Here is a 24,886-nt window from a genome sequence, read left to right on the forward strand (position 1 = left end):
TGGACGACGTCGGCGCACCCGGGGCCCCCGCGCTACGGTGCCCGCGTGGGGGACGGGACCAGGTCGGACCGAGCGGCGACAGCGGCAGCGGCAGCCATGCCGCCGGGAGCGGGCGGGTCGACGGCGGACGGCGACGCGCCCGCGCGCCGTGGCGTGCGCTCCGAGGCCCGGATCGCCGGCCGGACGGGCCTGGTCCTCGCGGTCGGCGCCGCGCTCGCCACGGGCGCGTGGTGCGCGATGACAGGCGTACCCGGCGTCGGGGCAGCGGCAGCGCTCGTGCTCGTGGCGGTGGCCGGGGCGCTCCTGGCCGTGATCGACGCGCGCACGCACCGGCTCCCGGACGTGCTCGTGCTGCGGTCGTGGGTCGCGGTCCTGGTGCTGCTCGCGCTCGGTGCGCTCGTGCACGGCACGCCGACGACGCTCGGCCGGGCGGCGCTCGGCGGCGCGGTCGCCTTCTGTGCCTACGCCGCCCTCCGGCTCGCGTACCCGCCGGGGCTCGGGTTCGGCGACGTCAAGCTCGCCGGCCCGCTCGGCACCGCCCTCGCCGGCCTCGGCTGGGCCGAGCTCGCCGTCGGGCTGCTGCTCCCGTTCCTGCTGGGCGGCGTGTGGTCCCTGGTCCTGCTCGCGAGCCGCCGGGCCGACCGGAGGACCGCCGTGCCGTTCGGCCCGTTCATGGTGCTCGGCGGAGCGCTGGGAGCCGTCGTCGGACCGACAGTCGTCTCTGCCTACGCGCTGACCTGACCTGCTCGGACTCAGGCGGCGAGGAGCGCAGTCTGCAGCGCGGCGTCCATCGCGACGAGCGGCGCGGGACGGCCGGTCATCAGCCGCACCTGCTCGGCCGCCTGGTGCAGGAGCATGCGCTCACCGCCGACGACCACCCCGCCGGCGCTCGACCACGCGGCGGACAACGCCGTGGGACGAGGGTCGTACACGACGTCGAGCAGGACACCGGAGAACGGACCGGTCCCCGGATGTGGGGCGGCCACCACGTCGGCCAGGGGGTCGGCAGCGCGCGACGGCAAGGTCGAGACGACCACGTCGGCCGATGCCAGCCGGGCGAGCAGCCCGACCGAGGCCGGGTCCAGGACCTCGAACCGCGGCTCGACGCCCATCCGGTGCGCCGCCCGCTGGAGCGCACCGGTGCGTCCGAGCGAGCGGACGAGCACCGTCGGCGCCGCGCAGCCGAGCTCGGCGAGCGCCGCCAGCGTCGACGCGGCGGTCGCCCCGGCGCCGAGCACGACGGCGGAGCCCACCGTCGCCCCGTCCGCGAGCCCCTCGCGCAACGACGCGACCAGGCCGTGCACGTCGGTGTTCGCGCCGACGAGCGTCGGACGGCCCGGCCCGATCGGCTGGACCACGACCGTGTTGACGGCGCCGACGATGCCCGCGAGCGGCTCGACGTGGTCGAGCAGCGGGACGACGGTCTGCTTGAGGGGCATCGTCAGGCTCAGGCCCGTCCACGAGGAGTCGAGCGAACGCACCAGGTCGGGGAGCTGTTCCTCGGTCGTGTCGAGCGCGTCGTAGCGCCAGTCGTCGAGGCCGAGCGCCACATAGGCGGCGCGGTGCAGCAGCGGGGACAGCGAGTGCGCGACGGGGTGACCGAGCACTGCCGCTCGGCGTGGCGGGAGGGCGCTCACCGGTCGTTCTCGTCCTGCCACTGCCGCAGCTCGGCGACGTTCTGCTGGTGCTCCTCGAAGGTCGAGGCGAACTTCGTCTCGCCGGTGTCGAGGTTGACCGCCGTCCAGAAGATCCAGTCCCCGGGCTCGGGGTTCATGACGGCCTCGATCGACTCCATCCCGGGGTTGGCGATCGGCGTGGGCGGCAGCCCCGTGTGCTCGTAGGTGTTGAACGGGTTGTCGGGGTCGTCGGTGTCGGCGCGCGTCAGCTCGGTGCCGGACTTGCCGAGCCCGTAGGCCACGGCAGCATCGATCTCGAGCGGCTTGCCGGTGTCGAGCCGGTTCTGGATCGCCTGCGCCATCTTCGGCCGGTCGGGCGCGTACTTCGCCTCCCGCTCGATGAGCGCGGCCTTGTTCAGGACCGTCTCGCGATCCTCGGGCGCGACGCCCGCCTCGTCGAGCTGCAGCGTGGTCTGGTTCACCATGCGTTGGACGATGCCCGTCGCGTTGACCTCGTCCGGCTCGAGGACGTACGTCGTGGGGTACAACCATCCCTCGTACTTGCCGTCGGCCTCCGCCGGGAGACCGGTGGCGTCGGTGTCCTCCATCGCCGCCTCGAAGTCGGCGACAGGGATACCCGTGACGGACGAGGCCCGCTCGAGGATCTGGTCGGCGGTCCACCCCTCGGGGATCGTGATGCGGGTCTCGACCCTGCTGTCGTTCGCCACGAGGCGCGCGACCGCGTCCTTCGCCGGCATGCCGCGCAGCAGCGTGTGGGTGCCCGCCTGGATGGTCCCCGCCTCGGGGTTGCCCTCGAACGCGGACACGAACGCCGCCGTGCTCGCCACGACGCCCGCGTCGACGAGCGTCTGGCCCATCTCCCTGCCCGTCGAGCCCGGTTCGATGGCCACGTCGACCGGCTCGGTCCCCGGACCGGCGTAATCCTTGGCCGCGACCGGGTTGTCGAACCCGAACAGGTTCGTCGCGTTCGTCAGGAGGAGGTACCCCGCGCCCCCCACGACCAGCAACGAGATCAGCACGACCGCGAGCGTGCGGCGTCGGCGCCTCGCACGCCGCTTCTTCGCGGCGCGGCGGGCACGCTGGTCGGCGCGCGAGGAGCGGCTCGGCGCCTCGCCGTCGAGGGTGGGCCGGTCGAACAGGTCGGTCACGGTCGCTGGTCTCCCGTCAGGTGTACACGTTCTCCGGCGCGCGCCCCCGCGCCCCGCTCGCCGTCCAGAGCAGATTGCAGAATGATAACGGCTGCCGCCTGGTCCACGACGCTGCGATGCCGTCTGCTGCCCCGTCCGGCCGCGTGCAGAGCCTGGTGGGCGCTGACGGTCGTCATCCGCTCGTCGACGAGGAAGACCGGGACCGGCGCGATCACGCGCGCCACCTTCGCAGCGTACGCCCGCGCGTCCTCGGCAGCGGAGCCCTCCGATCCGGACAGGTGCCTCGGCAGGCCGACGTACACGACCTGCGCACCGCGCTCGTCCACCTCCGCCGCGAGCCGTGCCACGTCCGCCGGCACGGCGGCGCCCGCCCGCGCGTCCCGGGCCAGCGTCTCCACCGGCGTGGCGACGAGGCCGTCGGGGTCGCTCGCGGCCAGCCCCACGCGGACCGTGCCGACGTCGACCGCGAGGCGCGCACCCCGCGGCAACGACGTGGGCGCCTCGCCGGGCACGTCCGGCGTCGTCACCGCGTCACGCACCCGCGACCGCGTCCCGCACACCCGCGAGCGCGGTGCCCAGCGCGGCCACGTCGGTGCCGCCACCCTGGGCCATGTCGTCCTTGCCGCCGCCGCCACCGCCGAGGGCCTGCGCCGCTCCCTTGGCGAGCACGCCCGCACGCACGCCGGCCGCACGCGCGGTCGCGTTCGTCACGACGACCACCTGCGGACGCCCCTTGGCCACGCCCCCGACCGCGACGACGGTCGCCTCGGACTCGCCGAGACGACCCCGCACGTCGAGCGCGAGCGCGCGCAGGTCGTCCGCCGAGGCGACCTCGCCGGCGTCGTGCACGACGACGCGGCCGGGGCCGACGCGCTCGGCGCCCGACGCGAGCGAACCCGCCGCCGCCAACAGCTGCGCCTGGCGCAGCTGGGCCAGCTCCTTCTCGGCGTCGCGGAGCCGCGACACGATGGATCCCACCCGGTCCGGGAGCTCGTCGCTGCGCACGTTGAGCAGACCGGTGAGCTGGCCGACGAGCGCGTGCTCCTTGGCCTGGAACCCGTACGCGCCGTCCCCCACGAGCGCGTCGACGCGGCGCACGCCCGAGCCGATCGACGACTCGCCGAGCAGCGTCACGAGGCCGAGCTGGCCCGTGCGCTGCACGTGCGTGCCCGCGCACAGCTCGCGCGACCAGTCCCCGCCGATGGACACGACACGGACCGTGTCGCCGTACTTCTCCCCGAACAGCGCCATGGCACCCATGGCGCGCGCCTCGGCGATCGGCATGAGCTGGTCGGTGACGTCCAGGTTCTCCGCGAGCTGGGTGTTGACGCGCTCCTCGATCTCGGACAGCGCGCCGCCCGGCACGGCGGACGAGCGGCGGAAGTCGAAGCGGATCCGGCTCGGTGCGTTCTCCGAGCCCGCCTGGGTCGCGTCCTTGCCGAGCGACTCCTGCAGGGCCTTGTGGATCATGTGCGTCGCCGAGTGCGCGCGACTGATCGCCTTGCGACGGTCGCGGTCGATGGTCGCGGTCCCCGGGTCGCCCAGCGCCGCGGTGCCTTCGACGAGGCGCCCCCGGTGCACGGACAGGCCCTTGACCGGTCGCTGCACGTCATCCACCTCGATGGTGGCGCCGCCGTCGAGCACGATCGTGCCGTGGTCGGCGAGCTGCCCGCCCGCCTCCGCGTAGAAGGGCGTGCGGTCGAGCACGACCTCGACGTCCGCCGGGGCCGTCGCCGCCGGGGTCGGGGCACCGTCGACGAGCAGGCCCGCGACCCGCACGGAAGCGGTCGACTCCGTGTAGCCGAGGAACTCGACCGGTGCGGACAGGTCGGCCGAGAGCGACTCGTAGGCGGCCGTGTCGACGCCGCCGGACCGCTTGGCCAGCGCGTCGGCGCGCGCCCGCGTGCGCTGCTCGGTCATGAGCGAGCGGAACGCCTTCTCGTCCACCTGGACGCCCTGCTCGGCAGCCATCTCGAGCGTGAGGTCGATGGGAAAACCGTAGGTGTCGTGCAGGGCGAACGCCTGGTCGCCCCCGAGCACGGGGACTCCCCCGGTGCCCGCGCTGCTCTTCGCCCGGGAGACGGCCGTGTCGAGGATGGTGGTCCCCGACGCCAGCGTGCGTCGGAACGCGTCCTCCTCGGCGTAGGCGATCGACGAGATGCGCTCGAAGTCGGTCGCGACCTCCGGGTAGGAGGCGGCCATCGCGTCGCGGCTCACGGGGAACAGCGCGGGCAGCGCCGGGTCGTCCACACCGAGCAGCCGCATCGCGCGCACCGACCGGCGCAGCAGGCGGCGCAGCACGTACCCCCGGCCCTCGTTCGACGGACGGACGCCGTCGCTGATGATCATGAGTGCCGAACGCACGTGGTCCGCGACGACGCGCATGCGCACGTCGTCGTCGAGCGCGGCGCCGTAGGTCTTGCCGGACAGCGCCTCGACCGCCGCGATGACGGGGAAGACCTCGTCGATCTCGTACAGGTTGTCCTTGCCCTGCAGCAGGAACGCGACCCGCTCGAGACCCATGCCGGTGTCGATGTTCTTCTTCGTGAGCTCGCCGAGGATGGGGAAACCGCTCTTGTCCCCGCCGTCACCACGCTCGTACTGCATGAAGACGAGGTTCCAGATCTCCAGGAACCGGTCGCCGGCGAGGTCGACGGCGGGGCCGCCGTCGGGCCCGTACGCGGGGCCGCGGTCGAAGAAGATCTCCGAGCAGGGGCCGGCCGGCCCGCGCGCCCCCGTGGACCAGTAGTTCGTGTCCATCCCGAGGCGCTGGATGCGCTCGTTGGGCAGGCCGGCGACCTTCTTCCACAGCTCGATCGCCTCGTCGTCGTCGTGGTAGACGGTGACCCAGATCCTGTCGGGGTCGAACCCGTACCCGCCGTCGTCCTGCGAGCGCGTGATCAGGTCCCAGGCGTGCCCGATCGCGCCCTCCTTGAAATAGTCCCCGAAGGAGAAGTTGCCGTTCATCTGGAAGAACGTGCCGTGCCGCGTGGTCTTGCCCACGTCGTCGATGTCCAGGGTGCGCACGCACTTCTGCACGCTCGTCGCTCGCGCCCACGGCGCCGTCTGCTCACCCGTCATGTACGGGATGAACGGCACCATCCCCGCGATCGTGAACAGGGTGGACGGGTCCGGCGAGACGAGGGAGGCCGACGGGACGACCGTGTGGTCGTGGCCGGCGAAGTAGTCGAGCCAGCGCTTGCGGATCTCGGCGGTGCGCATGATGTCCTTCGGGTGCTGAGGTGAGGTGGGGGCAGGTCAGAAGGAGTAGCCGAGGAGCTCCTCGACGTCGTCCACGTCCGTCGCGGGGTCGTCCGCCACGGGCCGGGTGTGACGTCCCGCGGCACGGCGCCGACGCACCGCCTCGGGATCCTCCTGCCCTTCGGCCAGGAGGGCGGCCAGGAGCTCGCGCTCGCGCTCGTCGCGCGCCACGACGAACTCGGTGCGGAAGTCGCGCACGGCCTGCAGCGCGCGTCCTCCGATCTCGTCGGCGCGTGCGGTGGCGCGGTCGGCGACGGACGCAGGGGTCAGGCGGGCGACGACGCGCTTGCCGCGGACCACCACGACGACGGTGATCGCGACGCCGACCCCGACCCAGAAGACGCGACGCATCAGCGCTCTCCGGCCGACGGCTTGCGCCCGAACGCGCGCGCGAGGCCCTGCCGGACGCCGTAGGTGAACGCGGCGACCTTGACCAGCGGCGCGCCGAACGTCGCCGCGTACAACCCGGTGAGCGCCGAGACGTTCTCGCTCACCTGGGCGGCCGAGGTCGTGATGGTGTCGACCTTGACGAGCTGGCTGTTCGTGGTGGCCACCGTCGTCGCGGCCTCGTCGAGGATGGGCACCGAGTGGTCGGTGACCTCCTTGATGCTCGTGCGCGCCTCGTCGAGGACCCTGCCGAGCTTGACCAGCGGCACCGCGAGCAGCCCGACGAGCAGTACGAACGCGATGGCCGCGACGAGGCCGGCCACATCTCCCACGGACATTCTTCCTCCACGTGCTCTGGGCTGCTGGGACACCTGGCGAAACCCTACCCGTACCCCGCCCGGTCGCCTGGTGCGTGCACGGGTCGCACGCGCGCGACGCCGGCGACCCCGGGCGCACGAACGCCCCGCTCGCCGACGGGTCGGCGAACGAGGCGTTCGGAGCGGGACTCAGCGAGCGTAGTACTCGACGACGAGCTGGACCTCGCAGGTCACGGGGACCTCGGCGCGCTTCGGGCGACGCGTCAGCGTCGCGCTGAGCTTCTCGAGCTGGACGTCCAGGTAGCCCGGGACGGCCGGCAGGACGTCGCGGTGCGCACCGGCGGCGGCGACCTGGAACGGCGTCATGGTCTGGCTCTTCGGCTTGACCTGGATGGTCTGGCCCGGCTTCACCCGGAACGAGGGGCGGTCCACGATCTTGCCGTCCACGAGGATGTGGCGGTGGCCGACGGCCTGGCGGGCCTGCAGGATCGTGCGGGCGAAGCCGGCACGCAGCACGACCGCGTCGAGACGCGACTCGAGGATCTCGACCAGCGCCTCACCGGTCAGGCCGGAGTCCTTGCGAGCCTCCTCGTACGCGCGGGCGATCTGCTTCTCGCGCAGCATGTACTGCGCGCGCAGACGCTGCTTCTCGCGCAGGCGCACCGCGTAGTCGGACTCGGTGCGGCGGCGGGCCCGGCCGTGCTCGCCCGGGGGGTACGGGCGCTTCTCGAAGTGCTTGACGGCCTTGGGGGTGAGGGCGATGCCCAGTGCGCGGCTCAGGCGGACCTGGCGGCGCGAGCGCTTGACAGCGGTCACAGCGGTATCTCTTCCTGTCGTTCGGGTTCTGACGTCACACCCCGTCCGCGAGAAGCGATCGGGGTGCGGGACCAGCCATGGAGGACGTCCCGGACGTGTGCTCACGTCGAGAGGTCGGGCCAAGGTCCCAGGTGGTCGCCACAAGGCAACCTGACAAGTCTACCCCACCCCGGGTGCCGTCCCCCTCGCGGGAGCCGGGGCCGAGTCGAGGATCTCGCGGACACGGGCGAGGCGGTCGGCGACCTGGCGCTCGAAGCCGCGGTCGCTCGGCGCGTAGTACCTCGAGCCGACCAGGGTGTCGGGCAGGTACTGCTGCGGTGCGACGGCATGAGGAGAGTCGTGCGCGTACCGGTAGCCCGTCCCGTGGCCCAGCTGCTTCGCGCCCGGGTAGTGGGCGTCGCGCAGGTGGGACGGCACGTGCCCGCCCTTGCCGGCCCGCACGTCCGCGAGCGCCGCGTCGATCCCGAGGTAGGCGGCGTTGGACTTGGGGGCGGTGGCGAGGTGCACGACGGCCTCGGCCAGCACGATGCGCCCCTCGGGCATGCCGATGAGCTGGACGGCCTGGGCGGCCGCGACGGCGGTCTGCAGCGCGGAGGGGTCGGCCAGTCCGACGTCCTCGGCGGCCGCGATGACGATCCGCCGCGCGATGAAGCGCGGGTCCTCGCCTGCGGCGATCATCCGGGCGAGGTAGTGCAGCGACGCGTCGACGTCGGAACCGCGCATCGACTTGATGAACGCGGACACGACGTCGTAGTGCTGGTCTCCGTCGCGGTCGTAGCGCACGGCGGCGACGTCGACGGCGCGCTCGACGGCCTCCAGGTCGACCTCGGCCACCGAGGCCCGGTCCGGCGCGGCGGACAGGACGGCGCCGGCAGCGGCCTCGAGGACGGTGAGCGCCTTGCGCGCGTCGCCGCCGGCGAGGCGGACGAGGTGGTCCTCGGCCTCGTCCGTGAGCGTGACGAGAGAGCCCAGGCCCCGCTCGTCGGACACCGCCCGGCGGACGAGCGTGCGGACGTCGTCGTCGGTCAGCGGCCGCAGCGTGAGCAGCAGGGAGCGCGAGAGCAGGGGCGAGTTGACGGAGAAGCTCGGGTTCTCGGTGGTGGCCGCCACCAGCGTGACCCAGCGGTTCTCGACGCTCGGCAGGAGCGCGTCCTGCTGGGACTTGGAGAAGCGGTGGACCTCGTCGATGAACAGGACCGTCTCCTCGCCGCCGGTGGCGAGGCGACGGCGGGCGTCCTCCACGACGGTACGCACGTCCTTGACGCCGGCGGTCACGGCGGAGAGCTCGACGAAACGCCGGCCGGACGCGGTCGCGATGAGGTAGGCGAGCGTGGTCTTGCCCGTGCCGGGCGGGCCCCACAGGATGACGGACCCGGGAGCCGCTCGCGAGGCGTCACCGGGACCGCCGGGCTCGATCAGACGGCGCAGCGGCGATCCCGGCACGAGCAGGTGGCCCTGGCCGGCGACCTCGTCCGGGCCGGCGGGCCGCATCCGCACGGCGAGGGGCGCGCCGGGGCCGGGGCGCGGCGTTCCCTGGGTGCCGGACGACGCGGCGGCGAACAGGTCGCCGCCGAAGAGGTCGCCGGTGGACGCGGTGGGCATGCGACGAGACTACGCACCGCCGCCCACGCAGACGGCCGTGACCGTGCTCGGGGAGGTCGGGTGAAGGTCGTGGGCCGCGCGCTGCGCGATCTGACACGGCAGGACCTCGGATGGGATGCTGACGCTCGTGTTCTCGAGCCTCGGCCGCCGTGTCGCCCGCCATCCCCGTCTCTCGGTGCTCGTCTGGCTCGTCCTGACGGCCCTCGGCATCGCCATGGCGCTCTTCGGCGTGCACGGGGAAGGGCTCTTCGACCGCGTCACCACCGGGGCGCCCGCCATCCCGGGCTCGGGCTCCCAGAAGGCGGACCAGATCCTCGCCGACGGTTCCGAGGGCGGCCCGGAGATCACCCTCCTCGTGCAGGGCGCGGATCCTGCGGACGCGGACGTCGCGGCGGCCATGGAGGACGTCAACGCGACGGTCGCGGGGATCGAGGGTGTCGAGAGCGTCATCAACGCCTACGTCCTGCCCGACGGCGTGGAGGACCCTGCCGCGGGCCCGCTGGTCGCCCAGGACGGCGACGGCTTCCTCACGGTCGTGACGCTGCGCCCCGACCTGGAGAGCGACGAGTCCACCGCCGTCGCGGAACGGGTCGTCGAGGAGCTGACGGCGGTCCCCGACCAGCTCGCGTCCGCCGCCCCCGAGGCTGCCGCCGACGCGACCGGCCTCGTGGGGTCGAACACGCTCATCGTGGACGCCATCACGGACCAGGTCGAGCAGGACCTGCGCACCGGTGAGGTCATCGCGCTCCCGATCGCCCTGCTCGTGATGATCCTCGTGTTCGGCGGCTTCCTCGCCGCGGCCATGCCGATGGCCGGTGCGCTCGCATCCATCGGGGTGGGTCTCGGCGCGCTCCTGGGACTGACCTACCTGCTCGACGTCGACGCGTCGATCGTCAACGTCGTCACCGTGCTCGGCCTGGGTCTGTCGATCGACTACGGGCTCCTCATCGTCTCGCGCTTCCGCGAGGAGCTGCACCGCCTGCTGGACAGCGGGGAGAACCCGACGCTGCGCCGACGCCGCGGGGACGGCGTCGTCCAGGAAGCGCTCGTCCGGACGATGGGGACCGCAGGGCGCACCGTCGCCTACTCCGCGGTGACCGTCGCCGTCTCGATCGCGAGCCTGCTCGTCTTCCGCCCGGACATCCTGCGCTCGGTGGGAGCGGGCGGGCTCGCCATCGTGCTCGTCGCGGTCGCCACGGCGCTGACGCTCGTACCGGCGCTGCTCGTCATGTCCGGACGTCGCCTCGCACGCCCGGGCCTGCTCGGGCGGGTACCGGGCGTGCGTCGGGTGCTCGCCAGCACGGCGGACGTCGAGTCGGACGAGGGTGCCTTCTCCCGCCTCGCCACACGTGTGCAGCGGCGCCCCTGGTGGGTGCTGCTCGGCACGGTCGTGGCGCTCGGCGTCCTCGCCCTGCCGCTCGCGGGGCTGCAGATGCGCAACTCCGGCATCGAGCTGCTGCCGACCGACGCGCCCCAGCGCGAGTTCGTCGATGAGCTCGCGGCACAGTATCCCTCGAGCGCCGGTCCGCAGGTGATCGTGGTGGCCGAGGCGACGCCGGAGGACGCTCAGGCCTGGGCCGACGCCGACGTCGCCTCGCTCGACGACGTGACCCGGGTCGACCTCGCGACGACCACCGGCACGGCCAGCGTCATCGGTGTCCACGTGGCGGACGCGGACGCGGGAGGCGAGCAGGCGGTCTCGGTGGTCCGCCAGATCCGCGACCTCGACGCAGGCTTCGACGTCTACGTCACGGGCCAGGCCGCCGGCCAGGTCGACTTCGTCGACGCGCTCGCCGAGCGCGTGTGGTGGGCGGTCGCGATCGTCGTCGTCGCCGCGTTCGTGCTGCTGTTCCTCATGACCGGCTCCGTGGTGGTCCCGGTGCAGGCGCTGGTGACGAACGCGCTCTCGCTCGCCGCGGCGCTCGGCGTGCTCGTCTGGGTGTTCCAGGACGGGCACCTCGAGTCCCTGCTCGACTTCACCGCCGTCGGCGGGATCGAGACCTACGTGATCGCCCTCGTCGTGGCGTTCGCGTTCGGCCTGGCGATGGACTACGAGGTGTTCCTGCTCGCGCGAGTCAAGGAGCTCGTCGACGACGGGCGCCCGAACGACGAGGCGATCCGCGTGGGACTGCAGCGCAGCGGCCGGATCATCACCTCCGCGGCGGCGATCATCGTGGTGGTGTTCGCGGGCTTCGTGTTCGGGGACATGCTCGTCATCAAGGAGGTCGGCTTCGCGCTCGCGATCGCCGTCGTCATCGACGCGACCCTGGTCCGGATGCTGCTCGTCCCCGCGACGATGACGGTCCTCGGCCGGGCCACCTGGTGGGCGCCGCGGCCCCTGCGACGGCTCCACTCGAAGGTCTCGCTCACCCACTGAGCCCGGCTGCGTCCGCCGGAGACCGACGAAAGGGCGCGCCGCGCCGGGCTCAGCCCGGCGCGGCGCGCCCGTGCGTCGTCGACGTCCGGCCGCCCCCGGAGCCGGCGCTGCTACGCCGAGGCGGCGGGCAGGCTGCCCGGCTCGCCCGTCGGCGCCGCCTTCGCGTCGACGCCGGCCTCCTTGCGCTGGGCGGGCGTGATCGGTGCGGGCGCCTGCGTGAGCGGGTCGTACCCGCCGCCCGACTTGGGGAACGCGATGACGTCGCGGATCGAGTCCGACCGCGTGAGCAGTGCGACGATGCGGTCCCAGCCGAACGCGATGCCGCCGTGCGGCGGCGCCCCGAACGCGAAGGCGTCGAGCAGGAACCCGAACTTCTCCTGCGCCTCCTCGGCGCCGATGCCCATGACGTCGAACACGCGCTCCTGCACGTCGCGGCGGTGGATACGGATCGACCCGCCGCCGATCTCGTTCCCGTTGCACACGATGTCGTACGCGTAGGCGAGCGCGTCGCCGGGGTTTTGCTCGAACGTGTCCATCCACTCGGGCGTCGGCGACGTGAACGCGTGGTGCACGGCCGTCCACGCGGAGCTCCCGAGCACGACGTCCCCGTCGTCGGCGGCCTCACCCGTCGGCTTGAACAGGGGTGCGTCGACGACCCAGACGAACGCCCACGCGTCCTCGTCGATCGCACCGGTCCGCTTCGCGATCTCCTGGCGGGCCGCTCCGAGGAGCGCTCGCGAGTCGGACGTCTTGCCCGCGGCGAAGAACACGGCGTCGCCCGGCCGCGCGCCGGTCGCCGCCGCGAGCCCCTCGCGCTCGGCGTCGGACAGGTTCTTCGCGACCGGTCCGGCCAGCGTCCCGTCCTCGGCGAACGTCACGTACGCGAGGCCGCGCGCGCCGCGCTGCTTGGCCCAGTCCTGCCACGCGTCGAACTGCCGACGCGGCTGCGACGCCCCGCCCGCCATGACGACAGCGCCGACGTACTCCGCCTGGAACACGCGGAACGGCGTGTGGGCGAAGTAGTCCGTGAGCTCGACGAGCGGGTTGCCGAAGCGCAGGTCCGGCTTGTCCGACCCGTACAGGCGCATCGCGTCGTGGAAGGTCATGCGCGGGATCGGCGTCGGGATCGTGTACCCGATCAGCTCCCACAGCGAGACGAGGATCTTCTCGGCGAGCGCGATGACGTCGTCCTGCTCGACGAAGCTCATCTCGACGTCGAGCTGCGTGAACTCGGGCTGCCGGTCGGCCCGGAAGTCCTCGTCCCGGTAGCAGCGCGCGATCTGGTAGTAGCGCTCCATGCCCGCGACCATGAGGAGCTGCTTGAACAGCTGCGGCGACTGCGGCAGCGCGTACCACGAGCCGGGCGACAGGCGCGCGGGCACGAGGAAGTCGCGCGCGCCCTCGGGCGTCGAGCGCGTGAGCGTCGGGGTCTCGATCTCGACGAAGTCCTGCTCGTCCAGGACGCGGCGCGCAGCTCGGTTGACCTTGGCGCGCAGGCGCAGCGCGTGGGCCGGGGCGGGCCGGCGCAGGTCGAGGTAGCGGTGCGCCAGGCGCGCCTCCTCACCGATCGTCTCGGTGTCCGCGAGCGCCGTGGAGACCTGGAAGGGCAGGGCGTCGGAGGTGTTCAGCACGACGACGTCGCTCACGACGAGCTCGACCTGGCCCGTCGGCAGGTTCGGGTTCTCGTTGCCGTCCGGCCGGCGGGAGACCTCTCCGGTCACCTGGAGCACGAACTCGTTGCGCAGCGGGTGCGCGACGGCCTCGTCGCGGACGACGACCTGGGCGATGCCGGTCGCGTCACGCAGGTCGATGAAAGCCACTCCTCCGTGGTCGCGGCGCCGGTCGACCCAGCCCGTGAGGGTGACGGTCTGACCGGTGTGCTCGGCCCGCAGTGAGCCGGCCGTGTGGGTGCGGAGCACGGAGAGGTTCCTTCCATGAGGTGCAGGTGGGGTGACGCTCACGGCGGGGTGCGCGTCCGCACGAGTCTAGTGCTCGCCCCGGGCCCCGGGTGAGCGGATCGGTGCTCCGGGTGAGCGGATGAGTGTTGTCGTCGCCCTTCTCGCGCGTCTCCTGCTCCGGGGGCACCTGCCCGGGGCGGGCACGCTGCAGGGTGCCGCGCACACGAAGGACGAAGGACGAAGGAGACGACACATGGCACCGAGCTCGCGAGGCACCCCGGACGTCCCGGTGGACGTGGTCGTGGCCGCGCGAGCGGGCGACGCGCGGGCGCTCGACCTGCTCGTGGCCCAGTCGCTGCCCCTCGTGTACAACGTCGTCGGGCGTGCGCTCGACGGGCACCCGGACACCGACGACGTGGTCCAGGAGTCGGTCCTGCGTGTCGTGAGCGGGATCGGGTCGTTGGAGCAGGAGCAGTCGTTCCGGTCGTGGCTGGTCGCGATCACGGTGCGTCAGGTGCGCGACTGGATGCGGCGCAGCCGGTACGAGCGCGCGCACCTGGCGGAGCTCGTCGCCGCCGACGTCGAACGGGACCCGGCGGGCGACTTCGTGACGACCACGATCGACCAGCTCCTGCTCGAGGGTCAGCGGCGCCGGATCGCGGAGGCGACCCGCTGGCTCGATCCGCAGGACCGGGACGTGCTGGCGCTGTGGTGGCTCGAGGCGAGCGGCGAGCTGACCCGTACGGAGCTGGCACGGTCCTTGGACGTCGAGCGTCGCCACGCCGCGGTCCGGGTCCAGCGCATGCGCGAACGTCTGTCCACCGGGCTCGCGATCGTCGCCGCCCTCGAGACCGCGCCGCCCTGCGCCGGGCTCGACGACGCGGCCCGCCGGTGGGACGGCACCCCGAGCCCGATGTGGCGCAAGCGGCTCGCTCGCCACGTGCGGGGCTGTCCGCGCTGCGCGGGTGCGCTGGACCGCACCGCGGCTCCCGAGCGTCTGCTCGCGTGACTCCCGCTGCTGGTCCCGCCCGGGAGCCTCGCCGGCCTGCTGTCCACGTCGACCGGCGTCCCCTCCGCAGGCCCGACGTCGGCGGCGCACCTCGACGTGGTGCCCCGCGGCCACACCGGTGGTGCCCACGGCCGCGTCGGCCCGTCCCGAGGCGTCGGCCTGGGAGCCCGACCCGCTCATCCTGACCGGCGACGCCGAACCGGCAGAACGAGGCGTCGTCGAGGTCGAGCCGGCCCGGCCCACCGCCGCCGACGGCCCAGTCGACGCGGCGAAGGACACGAGCCAGGACGCCGCGGCGCCGTCTGCGCGGACGATCGCGCCGCCGTCGGGCAAGAAGGGCGTCGCGGTGTGGGAGCTCGCCGACGCCGCGCCCGCACTGACGGCCTCGGGAGCCGGCTGGTACTACACGTGGGGGACGGACCCGGGGCCGGGCCTGACCTCGGGCGCGGAGTTCGTCCCGATGGTCTGGGGGCGCGACCAGGTCACCGACGAGAGTCTCGCGCGCGCCGGGCGGCAGGGTCCGTACCTCCTCGGCTTCAACGAGCCGGACCTGGACGGTCAGGCCGAGATGAGCGTCGAGGAGGCGCTCGAGCTGTGGCCGCGGCTCGAGTCGACGGGGCAGGCGCTGGGCAGCCCAGCGGTGGCGTGGGGCGGCGACCAGGAAGGTGGCTGGCTCGACCGCTTCATGCGGGGCGCGTCCGAGCGCGGTCACCGCGTCGACTTCGTCACCCTGCACTGGTATGGCGGGGACTTCGACGCCGGCCGCGCCACGGCGCAGCTCCGCGACTATCTCGAGGCGGTCCACGACCGCTACGGCAAGCCGATCTGGCTCACCGAGTTCGCCCTGATCGACTTCTCGCACGGTGTGCGGCACGCGAGCGACGTCGAGCAGGCGGCGTTCCTCACCGAGGCGGCCGACATGCTGGCAGACCTCGACTACGTGCAGCGGTACGCCTGGTTCGGGTTGCCCGCCACGGAGGGCGTGCGGGGAACCGGGCTGTACCTGCCGGGCCCCGTCGCGACCCCCGCCGGCCGCGCGTTCGAGGCCGCCCCCTGACCGGGTCGTGCGAGCGGCGACCGGGACCGGGACCGGGACCGGGACCGGGACCGGGACCGGGACGACGATAGGGTCGTCGCGTACCCGTCCCGTCCGAACGAGGAGGCACCCGTGGCCCGCACCGCCGCCACCAACCGCAGGGTCGAGCGCGACGAGCTCGAGGAGTTACTGCGCACGCGTCACGACGGCATCCTCGTCACGGCGCGGGCCGACGGCACGCCCCAGCTCAGCCCGGTCACGTACGGGGTCGACGCCGCTGGGCGGGTCGTCGTGTCGACGTACCCGGAGCGGGCGAAGGTGGCCAACCTGCGCCGCAACGCCCGGGCGTCGCTGCTGTCCCTGGGCGAGAGGTTCTCCGACGCGTGGGTCCAGGTCGACGGCACGGCCGAGGTGATCGACCTGCCCGAGGCGCTCGAGCCGCTCGTGGAGTACTTCCGGTCGATCAGCGGGGAGCACCCCGACTGGGACGAGTACCGGGCCGCGATGGTCGCGCAGGGCAAGGCGCTCGTGCGGATCACGATCGACCGGTGGGGCCCGGTCGCGACCGGCGGGTTCCCCGCGCGCCTCGCGGACGACTGACCCGCGTTCGGGAGACAGTGGGGTGCGGTCGTCCGCCCTGGTCCGGGGGCGACGCCGGTCACGATCCCCTACCGTTCGGAGCCCGTCGTGCCACTCACCCTGTGCGTCCTGCTGTGGTCCCACCCCGGCCAGTCCGACCTGCTGACCGACTACGAGTCGCAGGTCCTCGCCCTCGTCCCCCGGCACGGCGGCCGCGTCGTCTCGCGGGTGCGCAACGTCGCCGGTGAGGCCGCCACCTCCCTCGAGCGAGCCGCCGAGCACGCCTGGGAGCCCTGCGAGGTCCAGGTCATCGAGCTGCCCGACGACGACGCCCTCGCCGCGTACCTGGCCGACCCCGAGCGCACCGCCCGGCTCGACGTCCGGGACCGCGCGATCGCGCGCACGGAGATCCTGCGGGTCGCGCCGGTCGGCTGAACCGCGCACCCCCGGCAAGGTGTCCCTCGTCCCGAGGGCGGGAGCGTCATCGAGGGAGGCACCGTCAGAACAGGACCTGCTCGGCCCCGGCGCCGGCGACGTCGAGCCCGCCTCCGTCCACCGGCATACCGGCGAGCGCCCCGCGACCGGGGGCGTCGTGCCGCCCGCGCGCGAGGCTGCCCTCCGGGTACACGCCGTCGACCGGGAGCGTGCCCGGGGTGCGCCCGCCGAGCCCGCCCGGTTCGCCGCTGCGGAACCGCCCCTCGACGCCGGGGAACCGCCCCTCGACGCCGACCGGACCGCGGTGACCGGGCACGGCGAACCCGCGCGCCTCGAGCATCGGGCGCACGCGGTCCCAGAGCCACGAGCGGTAGGCCGTGGACGCGTACGTTCCCCGGCCGTAGACGCGGTCGTACCCGGCGACGAGGTGCGGGTGCTCGCGTCCGAGCCAGGTCATGAACCACTCGCGCGTACCCGGCTTGAGGTGCAGCGGGAGCACCGTCACGCCGGTGGCGCCCGCGTCCTGCACGGCGTCGAGCAGCTCGGTGAGAGCGCGCGTGGAGTCGGTGAGCCAGGGCAGGACGGGCGCGACCATGACACCGCACGGCAGCCCGGCGTCGCGGACCGCGCGGATCAGGTCGAGTCGCGCCCGCGGCGTCGGCGTACCGGGCTCGACCGAGGCCTGGAGCCCGGGGTCGAGGAGCGCGAGCGACACGCCGATACCGACCTCGACGCGCGACGACGCGTCGGTGAGCAGCGGCAGGTCGCGGCGCAGGAGCGTGCCCTTGGTGAGGATCGAGACGGGGGTCCGCGACTCCGCGAGCGCCCCGATGATCCCGGGCATGAGCCGGTAGCGCCCCTCCGCCCGCTGGTACGGGTCGGTGTTCGTGCCGAGCGCGACCGGCTCGTGCACCCACGACCGCTTCGACAGCTCGGCGCGCAGCACGTCGTCGACGTTGACCTTCACCACGACCTCGCGGTCGAAGTCCTCGCCCGGGTCGAGGTCGAGGTACTCGTGCGTGGGGCGGGCGAAGCAGTTGTGCGAGACGACCCCGTCGGCGACGAAGTCGCGGGTCCCGGTCGTGATGTCCACGAGCCCGACGAGGTCGTCGACGCCCCCGAGGGCCTCGAGCGCCTCGACGCGCAGCCCGTCCCCTCCGGTGACGGCCTGCCCGAGGAGCCTCGCGGAGTCCGCGGCACCGCCCGTGGACCCCGCGAGCTCCCGCAGTCCTCGCCGCCCGGGGCCGACCACCCTGTCACCGAGCGCGAGGTGTGCACGCCGACCGGCGCCCCCGACCACGTGCCGCCAGCCGCGCTCGGTCAGGAACCGGTGGTCCGCGCTCGCGACGATCCGGGTCCCGTCCGCCAGCGTCACGCGGTACGCGCGCTTGCGGGTCTCCCAGCGGTCGAGCACGTACGTGCGGACGTAGCGCCGGTAGTGACCGTGCGACTCGGTCCCGATGATCTCGTCGCCGGCGCGCAGATCGCCGATCGGGCGGTGCGTGCCGTCGGCCATCAGCACGGGCGTCGTCGGCGCCAGGCAGTACGTGCACGCGTGCGAGCAGCCACGGTACGGGTTGACGGTCCAGCGGAACGGCATCCGCGACATCGCCGGGACCTTCGACAGCGCGCTCTTCGCGGTCACCTCGTGGAACGTGATGCCCGCGAACTCGGGCGTGCGCACGCTGCGCACGAGACCGACGCGCTCCAGCCCCGGGAGCGCGCCGTCGTCGGCACCGATCGCCTGTCCGTCCCATCGCACGCACCCATTCGAACAGGCGTTCGAACGGGTGTCAAGGAACGAGGTGCTGCTCGGCTCCCAGGGGCGGCTGCAGGCGCTGTCACGACGATCCGGGCCGGATAACCAGCCCTCCCGCTCCACGGCGGTACGTCCCGGTACGTGAGACGCCGGGATTGTCCTCTCGTGGACTAGGCCCTAGGGTCGGCTCGAACGCCCCCGGGGAGCGCACGAGCGCTGAGAGTGCCGGCCGGACACCCGTCCTGCCAGCAGACCCGTGGAACCTGATCTGGTTCGTACCAGCGAAGGGAGCAGGGCCGACGTCAGCGTCCCTGCGCCGTGCCGTGCCCGCGCGACCGCGCACCGGGCTCGTCGGGCGCAGGGGCGGGACGCGTCGTCGTGCACCCTCGGCTCCGGGGCACGACGAAGGGAACCGCATGTCCCAGCCCGACACCTGCGCGCCGACCGCTCCCCCCACGAGCCGGAGGCGGCGTGGCCTCACCCTCCACGAGACCGTCCTGATCGCCGTTCTCGGCGTCGTGTTCGGGTTCGTCTACTGGGCCTTCGTCCAGCTCTGGGCGCCGCTGCAGCTCGCGATGGGACCGCTCGCGGACCTCGCGTCGAACGTCCTCGCAGGAGCATGGATCGTCGTCGGACCGCTCGCCACGTACATCGTCCGCAAGCCCGGTGCGGGGATCCTCGCCGAGACGCTCGCCGCTCTCGTCGAGGTCGTGTTCCTCGCCTCGCCCGTCGGCCCGATGCTCCTGCTCGTGGGCCTCGTGCAGGGCGCGGGCGCGGAGCTGCCGTTCGCGCTCGCGCGCTACCGCCGGTACGGGTGGTGGGTCTTCGTCGCCTCGGGCGTGAGCGCCGCCGTCGTGACGTTCGGCTTCAACGCCGTGCGCTACGGATGGCTCGGCCAGGACTACGCCGGGCTGCGCCTCGCGGTCCAGGTCGTCTCGTGCGTCGTGCTGTGCGGGATCGCCGCGCGCCTGCTCGGCGACGCGCTCGCGCGCACGGGAGCCCTCGACGCGTTCGCCGTCGGCACGGCCGACCCGAGCAGCACGCGCCGCACGGTACGTCGTGGCTGACGCCGTCCGGGCCCGGGGGCTGACCGTCGACGTGGGCCACGACCGCACAGCCGTGCTCGACGACGTCGGGTTCGTCGTCCCGGCCGGCTCGAGCCTGCTCGTGGTCGGGCCGTCGGGGTGCGGCAAGTCGACGCTCCTGCGCGTGCTCGTGGGCGTGGTCCCGCAGACGCTGCCGGGCGTCGTGGCGGGCGAGGTGAGCGTCGTCGGGCAGGACCCGCGCGAGGTACCCGTCCCCCGTCTCGCCGCGAGCGTGGGGCTCGTCCAGCAGAGCCCGGGCGACCAGCTGTGCCTGGGCGTCGTCGAGGACGAGCTGCGGTTCGCGCTCGAGAACCGCGGGGCCGACGTCGCCGGCATGGACGAGCGTGCGGACCGCGCGCTCCGCGCCGTCGGCGCCACGCACCTCGCCGACCGCGCGACGCACGAGCTCTCGGGCGGGGAGGCGCAGCGGGTCGCGCTCGCCGCGGCGCTCGTCACCGACCCGGACCTGCTCGTGCTCGACGAGCCGACGTCGCTGCTCGACCCGGCGGGCGCCCGCGAGGTCGGCGGACTCGTCACCACCCTCGTCGGACCGGTCCCCGGTCCGGCCCCGGGAGAGGTCGCCGCCCGCAGCGTCGTCGTCGTCGAGCACCGCCTCGACGAGCTCGGGCGTCTGCCCGACGCGACCCTCGTCCTCGACCACGCGGGCCGCGTTCTCGCCCACGGCCCTACGGCCGCGGTGCTGCGCGCGCACTGCGACGCCCTGCTCGACCTCGGGTGCCGGCTCCCGCTCGACGTGCACCTCGAGGCGGCGGGGGCACCCGGCCCGCTCGAGGACCCGCGCACCGACGACTGGCTCGTGGCGAGAGCGGCCGGCCGGCCGGGCGCACCGCACTCCCCCGTGCGGGTCCCGTGCACGGGACCTGCCGGGACACCGACGACACCGTCGGCGACGGCCCTGACCGCCCGCGGACTGACCGTCCACCGTCGGGGGGAGGCGGTCGTGCACGACGTCGACCTCGACCTCGAACCCGGCGTGCTGGTCGCCGTCGTCGGACCGAACGGCGGTGGCAAGTCCACGCTCCTGCGCGGTCTCGCCGGGCTGGAGCGCACGACGGGCAGCGTCACGACGCGTACCGACGTCCCGGTCACCATGGTCTTCCAGAACCCCGAGCACCAGCTCCTCGCGCGCACGGTGCGCGACGAGGTCGCGTGGTCGGTCCGCCTCGCGGGCCTCGACGCCCCGGCGGAGCGGGTCGAGCGCACGCTGGCCGAGCTCGGGCTCACCGCGCACGCCGACGCGAGCCCGTACCGGCTCTCGGGCGGGCAGCAGCGTCGGCTGTCGCTCGCGACCGCGACCGTGCTCGACCCGGGCGTCCTGCTCGCGGACGAGCCGACGTTCGGTCTCGACGGCGCGCAGACCCGCGCCACGGCAGCCGTGCTGCGCGGCCTCGCGGACGTCGGCACCGCCGTCGGTCTCGTCACGCACGACCTGATGCTCGTCGCGCAGGTCGCCGACCGGGTCGCGGTGGTCGTGGGCGGTCGGGTGGTCGCCGAGGGCGAGGTCGCGCAGGTGCTGTCGGACGACGGGCTGTGCGCGCGTGCCCGTCTCGCCCGCCCACCGCTGCTCGACTGGTGGGTCCGCACGGGGCGGGCTCGTGGGGTCGGCGTGCGCGCGCTCGGCACGGTGCTCGACCGGGAGCTCGACGGGACCGGCGCGCGCGGTCCGACCGGGGGCCCGGGGCGCGCCCGCGCGCACGCCGACGCGTCGGGCACGTCATGACCCCGCTCGAGCGGTGGAACCCGACGGTGAAGCTCGCGGTGGTGCTCGTGCTCTCCACCGCGGCGCTCCTCGTCACCGACCCCGTCACCCCGGCGCTCTGCTACGTCCTGACCCTCGGCGCCCTGCTCGTGCTGGGGCGGGTGCCGGTGCGCACCGCGGCGCTCGCCCACGTCCCGTTCCTGGTGTTCGGGACGAGCCTGCTCGTCGTCAACGTCGTGACCCGTCCGGGCGGGGAGCAGGTCCCGCTCGGGCCGTTCACGGTCGGCGCGGACGGCCTCGCCCTCGGCCTCTGCCTCGCGCTGCGCACCCTGTTCGTCGGCATGCTGTCCGTCACGCTCGTCCTGACCACCGAACCGGTCCGGCTCATGACGAGCCTGCACCAGCACGCGCGGCTCCCGGCGTCGTGGACGTTCGCGGTGCTCGCGGCGCACCGGCTGCTGACCGAGCTGCCCGAGGTGTGGCACACGGTCCGCTGCGCCCAGGCCGTGCGAGATCCCCGGCGGCGGCGAGGACACCTCCCCCGGTCCCCGCGTGCGCTCGCGACGGCCGCGTTCGCCCTCCTGGTCGGTGCGATCCGGCGCGCCGAGCGCATCGCGGTCGCGCTCGAGTCGCGCGGTCTCGGCTCCGGACCGCGGACCACCGCACGGCCGGTCCCGCTCGCGCGCGGCGACGTCGTGGCCGCGGTCGTCGTCCTGGCCCTGGCCGGCGCCGTCGTCGTGGCCGGAGCGTACGGGGGGTGGTTGACCGGCATCGGTCGCCTGACCGCGTGAGGCGCGAGGACGTGCTGCCGGGCGACCGGCCAGGTCACCGATCGTCAGACCGGTTCGACGACGTCCGCCTCACCCGGCACGCCCCGGTCCACCACGACGGGTGCGCCGCGGCGACGCGACCACGTCCGGAAGGCGGTGAAGACGATCGGGAGGCCGTGCGCCGAGAACGGGTCGATGCCGTCCATCGCCTGCACGTGCACGTGCGGCTGCGTCGAGTTCCCAGAGTTCCCGCACGCGCCGACCTGCTGGCCCGTCACCACCCGGTCCCCCGCCGCGACGACCGGCGAGCCCGCCCGCAGGTGCGCCAGCACCACGAACGCCCGGACGCCGTCGCGTCCGAGGTCCAGCTCGACGATCACGTGGTTGCCGGCGAGGGCGCCCGCACCACCACGGGCTCGTGCCGCCTGGGTGAGCGCGTACCCGACCAGGGCCGACGGCGAGCGCCGGGCCTCGTGGTCGCTCTCGCCGTCGTGGACGGCCACCACCCGGCCGGGCGCCGGTGCCAGCACGGGCACGCCGAAACCGACGAACCGGTCGGGCGGCTCCGTGCCCAGGGCCGTGCGCCAGTCCCGCACGCTCGCCGAGCGTCCGTCGCGGACCGCGACGAAGTCGATCGCGTACGTGGTCGCGAACAGGTGGGTGCCGTGGCTGGGCACGCGCCGGGCCGGGCTGTTCCCGACACGCCACGTCCCGCGGAAGGGCAGTGCGAGCTCGACGACGTCGGTCATCACCCCTCCTCCGCGGCGCGGATCGTGCCGGCCCCCGTCGGCGCAAGCGGTCAGTGCGTCGCCGGGACCACTCGTGGCCACAGGTCCTCGGCAGGCGGGGCCCAGGTCGCGGCGTCGGCCTCGACCTGGTCGCCCGAGCGGATGTCCTTGACCTGGTCGGGGTGCGGCTCGGCCTCCACCGTGCCGTCGCCTCCCGTCCCGGCGCCGGGGAACCAGACGAACGGGATGCCGCGCCGGTCGGCGTAGCGGATCTGCTTGCCGAACTTCGCCGCCGCCGGCGCGACCTCGACGGGGATGCCGCGTGCGCGCAGGGTCGTCGCGACCGCGTCCGACGCGGGCCGCGTCTCCTCGCTCGACACCGCCACGACGACGGCGCTCGGAACCGACCGCGTCGCGCGCACGAGCCCCGCGGACAGCAGGCGGGACACGAGGCGCGACACCCCGATCGACAGGCCGACGCCCGGGTAGGTGCTCGCACCGTCGGAGGCGAGCGTGTCGTACCGGCCGCCCGAGCAGATCGACCCGAGCTGCTCGTGGCCGACGAGCAGGGTCTCGTAGACCGAGCCCGTGTAGTAGTCGAGTCCTCGCGCGATCTTGAGGTCCGCGACCACGACGCCCGGCGCACGCGTGCTCGCCGCCTCGATCAGCGCGCCGAGCTCGGCGAGACCGGTCTCGAGGAGCTCGCTCTCGACACCGCGGTCGGCCGCGAGCGCCCGCACACGGTCGACGACGGTGCCGTCGCTCCCGCTGATCGCCGCGAGCGCGAGGCACGCCTCGGCCTGGTCGGGCGTCGTCCCCGCCTCGGCGACGAGCAGCGCGGCGACCTTCTCGGGTCCGACCTTGTCGAGCTTGTCGATCTGGCGCAGCACGTCGTCGACGGCGTCGATCCCGAGCCCCCGGTAGAAGCCCTCCGCGACTCGCCGGTTGTTGACGAGCACGCGGACCTCGGGGACGCCGATGTCCCGCAGCGCGCCCAACGCCTCGGCCATGACCAGCGGCAGCTCGACCTCGAAGTGGTACGGGAGGTCGCCGGCACCGACGACGTCGATGTCCGCCTGCGCGAACTCGCGGAACCGCCCGTCCTGGGGGCGCTCACCGCGCCACACCTTCTGGATCTGGTAACGCTTGAAGGGGAACGCGAGGTGCCCGGCGTTCTCGAGCACGTAGCGCGCGAACGGGACCGTGAGGTCGAAGTGCAGGCCGAGCTGCTTGTCGGCCTTGCTGCTGCGTGCCTGCCCCCCCTCGGCGTCCTCCTGCAGGCGACGCAGGACGTAGACCTCCTTGGACGTCTCGCCCTTGCGCAGGAGCTGCTCGAGCGGCTCGACGGCCCGCGTCTCGATCCCGCCGAACCCGTGAAGCTCGAAGGTCCGGCGCAGCGTGTCGAGGACGTGCTGCTCGACGATCCGTCCGTCGGGCAGCCATTCGGGGAATCCGGAGAGAGGTGTGGGCCTGGCCATGGGACCCGATCCTTCCAGACGCCACGCCCGGACGGGCAATCGGGAGCGGGCGCGCCCTCGTGCTCAGGCCGGCAGGAGGAACGGGTTGGACGTGCGCTCGTGCGCGATCGTGGTCGCGGGCCCGTGCCCCGGGAGCACGTCCCAGCCCGGATCGAGGCGCCCGACGACGTCCCGCAGGGTCCGGGCCATCGTCGCGCCGTCCCCGCCGGGCAGGTCGGTGCGCCCGACGGACCCCGCGAACAGGACGTCACCGCTGAGCACGAGCCCGGCGCCGGGCGTCCCGTGCAGGTAGAGCGTCGACCCCTGGGTGTGCCCCGGCGCCCCGACGGCGGTGAGGCGCAGGCCGCCCCACGCGAGCTCGTGCCGCTGGCCCGGTCCGAGGTCGAACGTCTCGACGACGCCGGGCTCGCGATAGTCCTGCGGACGCGCTCCGGCTTCGCGCAGCGCGGCGCCGAGCGGGCCCGAGACCAGCGCGTCGGACGCGTCCCGCTGTCCGGGCGCACGGTGCTCGATCGTCCCGAACGGGTCGGCGAGCCGGTACGCGTCGGCCGCGTGCAGGACGAACGGCACGTCGAGACGTTCGCACAGGACCGCCGCGTCCCACGTGTGGTCCACGTGCCCGTGCGTCGCGAGCACCGCCCGCGGTTCCAGGCCGTGCTGCTCCACCAGCTCGAGCACCGCGTCCGCCACACCGGCGCCGGCGTCGACCACCACGCACTGTCGGTCGGGGGCGACGAGCACCGCGCAGTTCGTGCCGAAGACGGACGCGACGACGAGGTGCACGGTCATGACCGGGAGCCTATCGGGGCGCCTGTCGATACCGGAACGTGACCTGCGAGGCGCA

The 24,886-nt window shown here is 73.9% G+C and carries 22 protein-coding genes and 1 riboswitch; of the genes, 9 read left to right on the top strand and 13 right to left on the bottom strand.

All coding sequences use genetic code 11. The features are described from left to right. Window positions 1–45: 45 nt before the first annotated feature. Window positions 46–741 carry a prepilin peptidase gene (locus IF651_RS02245; protein ID WP_191827424.1) on the top strand — a complete coding sequence of 232 codons (696 nt, stop codon included), beginning with the start codon at window positions 46–48 and terminating at the stop codon, window positions 739–741. 11 nt (window positions 742–752) lie between these two features. On the opposite strand, the gene IF651_RS02250 is transcribed toward IF651_RS02245, so the two are convergent. The 8 genes from IF651_RS02250 to IF651_RS02285 form a co-directional block, all read right to left on the bottom strand. After that, window positions 753–1,637, bottom strand: coding sequence for a shikimate dehydrogenase (locus IF651_RS02250; protein ID WP_191827425.1), 885 nt, complete (start codon window positions 1,635–1,637; stop codon window positions 753–755). Continuing rightward, the gene (mltG, locus tag IF651_RS02255) at window positions 1,634–2,785 is read right to left on the bottom strand and encodes an endolytic transglycosylase MltG (RefSeq protein ID WP_191827426.1); all 1,152 of its coding nucleotides are present in this window, start codon (window positions 2,783–2,785) and stop codon (window positions 1,634–1,636) included. Before mltG ends, IF651_RS02250 begins: the two co-directional genes overlap by 4 nt. Then, complete coding sequence (ruvX, locus tag IF651_RS02260) at window positions 2,782–3,312, bottom strand: Holliday junction resolvase RuvX (protein WP_338403713.1); 531 nt, start codon at window positions 3,310–3,312, stop codon at window positions 2,782–2,784. Before ruvX ends, mltG begins: the two co-directional genes overlap by 4 nt. A gap of 4 nt (window positions 3,313–3,316) precedes the next feature. Further along, a complete protein-coding gene (alaS, locus tag IF651_RS02265; RefSeq protein ID WP_191827427.1) occupies window positions 3,317–6,007 on the bottom strand; it encodes an alanine--tRNA ligase in 2,691 nt (896 codons plus the stop codon). Window positions 6,008–6,043: 36 nt separating this feature from the next. Continuing rightward, window positions 6,044–6,397: a hypothetical protein gene (locus tag IF651_RS02270; protein WP_191827428.1), complete on the bottom strand. Its 354-nt coding sequence runs from the start codon at window positions 6,395–6,397 to the stop codon at window positions 6,044–6,046. After that, the gene (locus IF651_RS02275; protein ID WP_191827429.1) at window positions 6,397–6,771 is read right to left on the bottom strand and encodes a DUF948 domain-containing protein; all 375 of its coding nucleotides are present in this window, start codon (window positions 6,769–6,771) and stop codon (window positions 6,397–6,399) included. The genes IF651_RS02270 and IF651_RS02275 overlap by 1 nt, the downstream gene beginning before the upstream one ends. Window positions 6,772–6,939: 168 nt before the next feature. After that, entirely contained in the window at window positions 6,940–7,566 is a 627-nt protein-coding gene (gene rpsD, locus IF651_RS02280; RefSeq protein ID WP_191827430.1) for a 30S ribosomal protein S4, read from the bottom strand. Between the two features lie 159 nt (window positions 7,567–7,725). Beyond that, window positions 7,726–9,168 carry a replication-associated recombination protein A gene (locus IF651_RS02285; protein ID WP_191827431.1) on the bottom strand — a complete coding sequence of 481 codons (1,443 nt, stop codon included), beginning with the start codon at window positions 9,166–9,168 and terminating at the stop codon, window positions 7,726–7,728. A gap of 115 nt (window positions 9,169–9,283) precedes the next feature. Here IF651_RS02285 and IF651_RS02290 point away from each other — a divergent pair, with 115 nt between their 5' ends. Next, the gene (locus tag IF651_RS02290; protein WP_191827432.1) at window positions 9,284–11,545 is read left to right on the top strand and encodes an MMPL family transporter; all 2,262 of its coding nucleotides are present in this window, start codon (window positions 9,284–9,286) and stop codon (window positions 11,543–11,545) included. A 110-nt stretch (window positions 11,546–11,655) separates the two neighbouring features. Here the strand turns inward: IF651_RS02290 and aspS are convergent, their stop codons facing one another. Further along, the gene (gene aspS / locus IF651_RS02295; RefSeq protein WP_191827433.1) at window positions 11,656–13,464 is read right to left on the bottom strand and encodes an aspartate--tRNA ligase; all 1,809 of its coding nucleotides are present in this window, start codon (window positions 13,462–13,464) and stop codon (window positions 11,656–11,658) included. Window positions 13,465–13,696: 232 nt separating this feature from the next. On the opposite strand from aspS, the gene IF651_RS02300 reads away from it, so the two are divergent. The 4 genes from IF651_RS02300 to IF651_RS02315 all read left to right on the top strand — a co-directional run bounded on the left by IF651_RS02300 (window position 13,697) and on the right by IF651_RS02315 (window position 16,502). Then, complete coding sequence (locus tag IF651_RS02300; RefSeq protein ID WP_191827434.1) at window positions 13,697–14,452, top strand: RNA polymerase sigma factor; 756 nt, start codon at window positions 13,697–13,699, stop codon at window positions 14,450–14,452. 121 nt (window positions 14,453–14,573) lie between these two features. Next, complete coding sequence (locus IF651_RS02305) at window positions 14,574–15,509, top strand: glycosyl hydrolase (RefSeq protein ID WP_206715093.1); 936 nt, start codon at window positions 14,574–14,576, stop codon at window positions 15,507–15,509. A 111-nt stretch (window positions 15,510–15,620) separates the two neighbouring features. Next, the gene (locus IF651_RS02310) at window positions 15,621–16,088 is read left to right on the top strand and encodes a TIGR03618 family F420-dependent PPOX class oxidoreductase (protein ID WP_191827436.1); all 468 of its coding nucleotides are present in this window, start codon (window positions 15,621–15,623) and stop codon (window positions 16,086–16,088) included. An 87-nt stretch (window positions 16,089–16,175) separates the two neighbouring features. Continuing rightward, entirely contained in the window at window positions 16,176–16,502 is a 327-nt protein-coding gene (locus IF651_RS02315; protein ID WP_191827437.1) for a DUF1330 domain-containing protein, read from the top strand. A gap of 64 nt (window positions 16,503–16,566) precedes the next feature. Here the strand turns inward: IF651_RS02315 and IF651_RS02320 are convergent, their stop codons facing one another. Next, the gene (locus tag IF651_RS02320; RefSeq protein WP_422110427.1) at window positions 16,567–18,384 is read right to left on the bottom strand and encodes an Rv2578c family radical SAM protein; all 1,818 of its coding nucleotides are present in this window, start codon (window positions 18,382–18,384) and stop codon (window positions 16,567–16,569) included. 66 nt (window positions 18,385–18,450) lie between these two features. Next, window positions 18,451–18,570: riboswitch (TPP riboswitch) on the top strand. Window positions 18,571–18,677: 107 nt separating this feature from the next. Here IF651_RS02320 and IF651_RS02325 point away from each other — a divergent pair. The 3 genes from IF651_RS02325 to IF651_RS02335 are packed head-to-tail and all read left to right on the top strand — an operon-like array spanning window position 18,678 to window position 21,857. Further along, entirely contained in the window at window positions 18,678–19,328 is a 651-nt protein-coding gene (locus tag IF651_RS02325) for an ECF transporter S component (RefSeq protein ID WP_191827439.1), read from the top strand. Further along, window positions 19,321–21,087 carry an ATP-binding cassette domain-containing protein gene (locus tag IF651_RS02330; protein ID WP_191827440.1) on the top strand — a complete coding sequence of 589 codons (1,767 nt, stop codon included), beginning with the start codon at window positions 19,321–19,323 and terminating at the stop codon, window positions 21,085–21,087. The genes IF651_RS02325 and IF651_RS02330 overlap by 8 nt, the downstream gene beginning before the upstream one ends. Beyond that, window positions 21,084–21,857 (top strand): energy-coupling factor transporter transmembrane component T family protein, encoded by a 774-nt coding sequence (locus IF651_RS02335; RefSeq protein WP_191827441.1) that lies wholly within the window; start codon window positions 21,084–21,086, stop codon window positions 21,855–21,857. The genes IF651_RS02330 and IF651_RS02335 overlap by 4 nt, the downstream gene beginning before the upstream one ends. Window positions 21,858–21,901: 44 nt before the next feature. Here IF651_RS02335 and IF651_RS02340 read toward each other — a convergent pair whose 3' ends face one another. From IF651_RS02340 to IF651_RS02350, 3 genes are all read right to left on the bottom strand, one after another. Further along, on the bottom strand, window positions 21,902–22,585 hold the full coding sequence (locus tag IF651_RS02340; RefSeq protein WP_191827442.1) for a M23 family metallopeptidase: 684 nt from the start codon (window positions 22,583–22,585) through the stop codon (window positions 21,902–21,904). Window positions 22,586–22,635: 50 nt separating this feature from the next. Beyond that, window positions 22,636–24,042: a histidine--tRNA ligase gene (gene hisS / locus IF651_RS02345; RefSeq protein ID WP_191827443.1), complete on the bottom strand. Its 1,407-nt coding sequence runs from the start codon at window positions 24,040–24,042 to the stop codon at window positions 22,636–22,638. A 63-nt stretch (window positions 24,043–24,105) separates the two neighbouring features. Further along, a complete protein-coding gene (locus IF651_RS02350) occupies window positions 24,106–24,831 on the bottom strand; it encodes an MBL fold metallo-hydrolase (protein ID WP_191827444.1) in 726 nt (241 codons plus the stop codon). Between the last annotated feature and the right edge of the window lie 55 nt (window positions 24,832–24,886).

Source organism: Cellulosimicrobium arenosum, from assembly GCF_014837295.1.
Lineage (GTDB): Bacteria > Actinomycetota > Actinomycetes > Actinomycetales > Cellulomonadaceae > Cellulosimicrobium > Cellulosimicrobium arenosum.

Excerpts from the sequence above, each read along its gene's own strand:
- IF651_RS02275 (WP_191827429.1), bottom strand. The coding sequence starts at position 6,771 with ATGTCCGTGGGAGATGTGGCCGGCCTCGTCGCGGCCATCGCGTTCGTA.
- IF651_RS02285 (WP_191827431.1), bottom strand. The coding sequence starts at position 9,168 with ATGCCCACCGCGTCCACCGGCGACCTCTTCGGCGGCGACCTGTTCGCC.
- IF651_RS02290 (WP_191827432.1), top strand. The coding sequence starts at position 9,284 with ATGCTGACGCTCGTGTTCTCGAGCCTCGGCCGCCGTGTCGCCCGCCAT.
- IF651_RS02300 (WP_191827434.1), top strand. The coding sequence starts at position 13,697 with ATGGCACCGAGCTCGCGAGGCACCCCGGACGTCCCGGTGGACGTGGTC.
- hisS (WP_191827443.1), bottom strand. The coding sequence starts at position 24,042 with ATGGCCAGGCCCACACCTCTCTCCGGATTCCCCGAATGGCTGCCCGAC.
- IF651_RS02325 (WP_191827439.1), top strand. The coding sequence starts at position 18,678 with ATGTCCCAGCCCGACACCTGCGCGCCGACCGCTCCCCCCACGAGCCGG.
- IF651_RS02270 (WP_191827428.1), bottom strand. The coding sequence starts at position 6,397 with ATGCGTCGCGTCTTCTGGGTCGGGGTCGGCGTCGCGATCACCGTCGTC.
- alaS (WP_191827427.1), bottom strand. The coding sequence starts at position 6,007 with ATGCGCACCGCCGAGATCCGCAAGCGCTGGCTCGACTACTTCGCCGGC.
- IF651_RS02335 (WP_191827441.1), top strand. The coding sequence starts at position 21,084 with ATGACCCCGCTCGAGCGGTGGAACCCGACGGTGAAGCTCGCGGTGGTG.
- IF651_RS02340 (WP_191827442.1), bottom strand. The coding sequence starts at position 22,585 with ATGACCGACGTCGTCGAGCTCGCACTGCCCTTCCGCGGGACGTGGCGT.
- IF651_RS02350 (WP_191827444.1), bottom strand. The coding sequence starts at position 24,831 with ATGACCGTGCACCTCGTCGTCGCGTCCGTCTTCGGCACGAACTGCGCG.